The sequence below is a fragment of the Acinetobacter sp. UBA991 genome (assembly GCF_002292065.1).
GTDB classification, from domain to species: Bacteria; Pseudomonadota; Gammaproteobacteria; order Pseudomonadales; family Moraxellaceae; genus Acinetobacter; species Acinetobacter higginsii.
Genome location: NZ_DBBF01000028.1, coordinates 87,669 through 93,668 on the forward strand (window position 1 = coordinate 87,669; position 6,000 = coordinate 93,668).

General features: G+C 43.3%; 4 protein-coding genes and 4 tRNA genes. All 8 read left to right on the forward strand.

From position 1 onward, the window contains the following. Positions 1 to 24 precede the first annotated feature (24 nt). The 8 genes from gspD to B2727_RS13510 all read left to right on the forward strand — a co-directional run bounded on the left by gspD (position 25) and on the right by B2727_RS13510 (position 5,803). Positions 25 to 2,277, forward strand: coding sequence for a type II secretion system secretin GspD (gspD, locus tag B2727_RS13475; protein ID WP_241345572.1), 2,253 nt, complete (start codon positions 25 to 27; stop codon positions 2,275 to 2,277). 63 nt (positions 2,278 to 2,340) lie between these two features. Beyond that, positions 2,341 to 2,958, forward strand: a complete 618-nt coding sequence (locus B2727_RS13480) for an FHA domain-containing protein (RefSeq protein ID WP_033133932.1) — start codon at positions 2,341 to 2,343, stop codon at positions 2,956 to 2,958. A gap of 70 nt (positions 2,959 to 3,028) precedes the next feature. Next, the gene (locus B2727_RS13485; RefSeq protein WP_033133933.1) at positions 3,029 to 3,694 is read left to right on the forward strand and encodes a phosphoglycolate phosphatase; all 666 of its coding nucleotides are present in this window, start codon (positions 3,029 to 3,031) and stop codon (positions 3,692 to 3,694) included. A gap of 107 nt (positions 3,695 to 3,801) precedes the next feature. After that, positions 3,802 to 5,295 (forward strand): anthranilate synthase component I, encoded by a 1,494-nt coding sequence (trpE, locus tag B2727_RS13490; protein ID WP_033133934.1) that lies wholly within the window; start codon positions 3,802 to 3,804, stop codon positions 5,293 to 5,295. A gap of 99 nt (positions 5,296 to 5,394) precedes the next feature. Then, positions 5,395 to 5,470 (forward strand) — tRNA-Thr (locus tag B2727_RS13495). 54 nt (positions 5,471 to 5,524) lie between these two features. Beyond that, a tRNA-Tyr gene (locus tag B2727_RS13500) sits at positions 5,525 to 5,608 on the forward strand. 33 nt (positions 5,609 to 5,641) lie between these two features. Continuing rightward, positions 5,642 to 5,717: transfer RNA gene (locus B2727_RS13505), tRNA-Gly, on the forward strand. Positions 5,718 to 5,728: 11 nt separating this feature from the next. After that, positions 5,729 to 5,803: transfer RNA gene (locus B2727_RS13510), tRNA-Thr, on the forward strand. The last annotated feature ends 197 nt before the right edge of the window (positions 5,804 to 6,000 follow it).

The following is a 6,000-nucleotide window of genomic DNA, read 5'->3' on the forward strand; positions in this document are numbered from 1 at the left end:
ATCAGTTAGGAATAAGTGCAGGTTATGGCTTTTTTAAATCATCAACGTCCACTTTGGGCATTACTTGCCGCAGCACCTTTGGTCGCGACAATCAGTACCAATGTGCAAGCACAAACATGGAAGATTAATCTACGTGATGCAGACTTAACCGCATTTATTAATGAAGTTGCAGATATTACAGGGAAGAACTTTGCTGTTGATCCTCGTGTGCGCGGTAATGTGACGGTTATTTCCAACAAGCCTCTCAATAAAGATGAAGTGTATGACCTATTTTTAGGTGTACTCAACGTTAATGGCGTGGTCGCGCTTCCGTCTGGCAATACGGTTAAGCTTGTACCAGACAGTAATGCGAAGAACTCTGGGATTCCTTATGACGCACGTAGTCGCGCAGGGGGTGATCAGATTGTAACGCGTGTGATTTGGTTGCAAAATACTAATCCGAATGATTTGATTCCTGCATTACGCCCGTTAATGCCACAATTCGCACATTTGGCGGCAGTTGCTGGCACCAATGCTTTAATTGTTTCTGATCGTGCAACCAATATTTATCAGCTCGAAAATATTGTGCGTAATTTGGATGGTACAGGGCAAAATGATATTGAGGCGATTAGCTTACAATCAAGCCAAGCTGAAGAAATCATTGGCTTGTTGGAGACCATGAGTGCAACAGGTGCATCGAAGGACTTTATTGGTTCACGTGTACGTATTATTGCGGATAATCGCACCAATCGGATTTTGATTAAGGGTGATCCAGATTCACGTAAACGCTTACGTCAGATGATTGAAATGTTGGATGTACCGTCAGCAGATCGTTTGGGGGGGCTTAAGGTCTTTCGTTTGAAATATGCCAGCGCCAAGAACTTAGCTGAGATTTTACAAGGTTTGGTGACAGGACAATCGGCGTCATCTTCATCATCAAATAGCGCTAATAATAGATCAAATTCGATTAATAACTTAATTTCGAACAATCAGAACTCAAGTTCATCAACAGGTTCTTCTGTTTCGACACCTTCAATTAATTTAAATAGCAATTCGAATAATAGTCAGAACTCAGGTATCACCAGTTTTAATCAGGGCGGTGTCAGTATTATTGCCGATCCAACACAAAACGCGTTGGTGGTGAAAGCTGATCCTCAGTTGATGCGTGAAATTGATGCAGCGATTCAGCAATTGGATACACGTCGTCAGCAGGTGTTAATTGAGGCTGCGATTATTGAAGTGGTTGGAACTGATGCAGACCAATTGGGTGTGCAATGGGCAATGGGTGATTTAAATAGTGGTGTTGGGCTAATCAACTTTTCCAATGTTGGATCAAGCTTGTCCAAAATTGCGGCTGGTTATTTAACGGGTGGCGCAGCTGGTGCTGGTGCTGCTCTGGGTACTGGTGCTGCAATTGGTTTAGGCAAGTATAAAGAAGGTAGCAATGGTTCTCGTCAACTCTATGGTGCACTGATTCAAGCATTAAAAGAAAATACCCAATCGAATCTTCTTTCTACGCCATCCATCGTAACGATGGATAATGAAGAAGCTTATATTGTTGTGGGGCAAAACGTTCCTTTTGTCACGGGCTCTGTGGCAACGACAGGCAATAGTACTGTGAACCCATATACAACGGTTGAGCGTAAAGATGTTGGTGTAACCCTGAAAGTTGTTCCACATATTGGCGAGGGTGGCTCAGTCCGTTTAGAAGTCGAACAGGAAGTTTCCAATGTGGAAGGGAAAGGTCAGGCCGCGGATTTAATTACCAACAAGCGAGCAATTAAGACCTCCGTATTGGCAGATCATGGGCAGACAGTGGTATTGGGTGGCTTGGTCGTTGATAATGCAACGATGGGACGCCAAGGTTTACCGATCCTCAGTGATATTCCTTATGTCGGGCGTTTATTTCGCGCGGATTCAAAGAGTAAAGAAAAACGTAACCTGCTGGTCTTTATCCATCCAACCATTGTTGGAGATTCGGATGATGTGAGACGTTTATCTCAACAGCGCTATAATCAATTGTATAGTTTGCAATTAGCAATGGATAAGAATGGTAATTTTGCTAAGTTGCCAGAAAATGTTACGGATATTTATAATCCGCAACCCGCAATAGTGAATTCACCATATCAAAAAGTTCCAACCGCGACTCAAGCTAAAAAAACAGTGGTAGTGACAACACCAGTTGCGATTGAAGAACCTTCAGTACAGCAGAAAACGGTGCAACTTCCGGTCAAGGAAACAGAGCGTAGTAAAAACACAGTGACCACTACGACAATCCGTCTAGCGTCTTCACAGTAGATGCACAGAAGCGCTTATGTCACAATGTTATGATTGCAAGAAATTATATAAGGATATGCATCTATGACTTGGAAATTGCAAGCCATTACAGGTGAATTTACGGGGCAAGAACTGAATGTCGAACGTGACATGTTGGTGGGGCGACACCAAGATGCCGATATTTTGTTGCAATCAGCGGATATCTCGCGTCGTCATGCAGCTTTAGTGTTAAAAGATAAGCAGCTTTGGGTACAAGATCTCAATTCGTCAAATGGTACATTTATCAACGATGTGCGTATTGAGCAGGAAACCGAATTACATGATGGCGATATCGTGCAATTTGCCAGCTTTGTATTCTCTGTACTTGCGCCAGCGACAGCTGAAATTGAATTACCTGAAATTGAGATTGAGCCTGTAACGGCTACATCACATGATCAAGGTATGCCAAGCATTGCTGAGCGAGCAGTTGAAACACCGATCAGTCGTGATGGTATGCCACAACAGGTTGGTATTCCAAAACCTGCTCCAATTCCAGAAGGTGTGAGTGTTCAGGCGGTTCCTGAGCCACAGCCTGTTGCGATTGATGAGCCTGTTTCACGCGTTGCTCAGGAAAAAGAGCAGCAAAAAAATGCTTCGGTAGGTTTGATTTCGATTATTGTACTGATCATTTTAGCAGTGATTGCTTGGCAGTTCTTTAAATAATCGGGCGAAGCTTTTACAATCAAGGCATGCCCACGTTGGTATGCCTTTTTCATTTCTTGGGTCGAAATATATGTCTGTTGCTCAGTTACAAAGCCGTAATTTAGTTTTATTTGATCTGGATGGGACACTGGTAGATTCCGCCGCTGATCTATATCGAGCGATGAATTTGAGTTTGGAGAAATTGGGCTTCGCGACAGTGACTGAAGCGCAAGTTCGTGTTTGGGTTGGAAAGGGTGCAGCTAAACTATGTGAGGCTGTGTTGGAGCATTTGTTTGGACACGTTAGTGCGCAACAGCAAGAACAACTCCTCAGTACATTTGTTGACATCTATGCTCAAGAACTCTGTGTAAATACTCAAGTTTATGAAGGGGTTATGCCTTTTTTAGACTATTGTCAAAATCATGATATTGCCATGGCATGTGTCACCAATAAGCCTGAACATTTAGCGAAAGGCATTTTGGATATTCTGCAATTGAGTCCTTATTTTAAAATGGTTGTTGGTGGTGATAGTTTAGCTGAACGTAAACCACATCCCTTGCCATTGTTGCATTGCGTGCAAGCTCAGAATACGACAACGTCAGCGACATTGATGATTGGTGATTCAAGTAATGATGTTGAAGCGGCAAGACGTGCAGGTATTGATTGTATTGTGGTCAGCTATGGCTATAATCATGGAGAGAGTATCTATGACTGCCAGCCACAACAAGTGGTCGATCGTTTGGTGGAATTGGTTTAAGCAGATTGAATAAGGAGATAGGTGAAGATGGTTATGGTTTTTCGATGGCGGGCTTGAGATAGCACTAAAGAAACAACGCACAGAAATTAAAACCATAGAGAAGATTCATGACCACATTCGTACAATTTGAACAATTAAAAGCAGCCGGCTATAACACCATTCCTGTTTACCGCCAACGTTTAGCGGATACTGAAACGCCACTTTCTGTTTTTGCACGTTTTAAACAACAAAAACAAGCTTATCTATTTGAGTCTGTCGAAGGTGGGGAAAACTGGGCGCGATATTCGATGATCGGCCTAGGTGAGTCGACTGTTTTTTCATGCAATGCAGGTGTACTCACCATTCAACAGGCAGATGGTAAGGTTAAACAGCAAGATTGTGCTGATCCCTTTGACTATATACGTGAGTTTCAAAGCCAGTTTAAAGTTCCGACTCAAGTTGAATTACCTGATCTACCAAGCTTTACTGGAGGATTGGTGGGCTATTTAGGCTATGACGCTGTACGTTATATTGAACCAAAACTGAAAAACGTACCTGCTGCTGATCCTGTAACACTACCCGACCTTTGGTTGATGCTCTCTCAAACCGTGATTGTGTTTGATAATTTAAAAGATACCCTATTTTTAATTCATCATGCCGATGTGAATCAGCCTGATGCTTATGCTCAAGCTCAGCAAAAGCTGGATCAGCTTGAGCAGTTACTCGCAATACCCGTCAGCTTGCAGGCAAAACCACATACTGCACCGCATTTTGAATCGATCACAGGCAAAGCAAAATTCCTTGAGACGGTTGAAAAGGTCAAAGAATATATTCGTGCTGGAGATGTGATGCAGGTAGTGCCTGGACAACGGATGGTGTCAGATTTTGATGGTGAGGCATTGCAGGTTTACCGTGCATTACGCCATTTAAATCCATCGCCGTATTTATTCTTGGTACAAGGACAAACCTTAACGGATCAAAAGCCGTTCCATATTGTGGGTTCGTCACCGGAAATTCTTTCTCGCTTAGAAAATGGCATTGCAACCGTACGCCCTTTGGCGGGCACACGCCCGCGTGGTAAAACCAAAGAAGAGGATCTTGCTTTGGAGCAAGATCTATTGGCGGATGAAAAAGAAATTGCAGAGCATTTGATGTTGATTGATCTTGGACGTAATGATGTGGGACGTGTATCTAAAATAGGGAAAGTGCAGGTCACGGATCGTATGGTGATCGAACGTTATTCACATGTCATGCATATTGTCTCTAATGTACAGGGTGAAGTCCGTGATGATGTCGATGCTTTGGATGTGTTTAAAGCAACATTTCCAGCGGGGACACTTTCAGGTGCGCCAAAAATTCGTGCCATGGAAATCATTGACGAAGTTGAGCCCGTGAAACGTGGTGTATTTGGCGGCGCTGTTGGATATTTAGGCTGGCATGGTGAAATGGACATGTCGATTGCGATTCGTACTTGTGTCATTCGTGATAAAAAGGTCTATGTGCAAGCAGGAGCAGGGCTGGTTGCGGACTCAAATCCTGAATCTGAATGGAATGAAACCCAAATAAAAGCTCGCGCAGTGATCAAAGCGGTTGAATTATCGTCAAACGGATTGATTTTATGAGTTTTTAGCGATTTTTTTGAAAAAAGCACTTGCATCGATTCAGAGTTTTGCTAAACTGCACACCGTTCCGATACGAAACGTACGAAACACTAAGAAAGAGCCGGCATAGCTCAGTTGGTAGAGCAACTGACTTGTAATCAGTAGGTCCACAGTTCGAATCCGTGTGCCGGCACCATCTTAAAAGTGTGGTAGTGTAAAGTGAAAGAACAGCACTGTGTAAGTGTGATATGGTGAGATTCCCGAGCGGCCAAAGGGGGCAGACTGTAACTCTGCTACGAAAGTTTCGAAGGTTCGAATCCTTCTCTCACCACCATCTAACTTCGATTGAAGTGGTCAGTACCAACATGCGGGAGTAACTCAGTTGGTAGAGTGGCAGCCTTCCAAGCTGCATGTCGCGAGTTCGATCCTCGTCTCCCGCTCCATCGAAGATGTCGCTCTTATAGCTCAGTGGTAGAGCACTCCCTTGGTAAGGGAGAGGTCTCGAGTTCAAATCTCGATAAGAGCTCCAGATATACAGTTTAGTGGTTATTCCACAAGTTTTTAAAGAAGCAGGCTATTATAGTCTGCTTTTCAAGTATTAGGTGTCTAGTTTTTTAGGCGAATGTCGATAAAGAAGGTTTTTCAGGGTTGTTTTTCTCTAAACTGGTGTCGACGTAAACGAGGAAAATCAAAATGGCTAAGGCTAAGTTTGAACGTAATAAACCA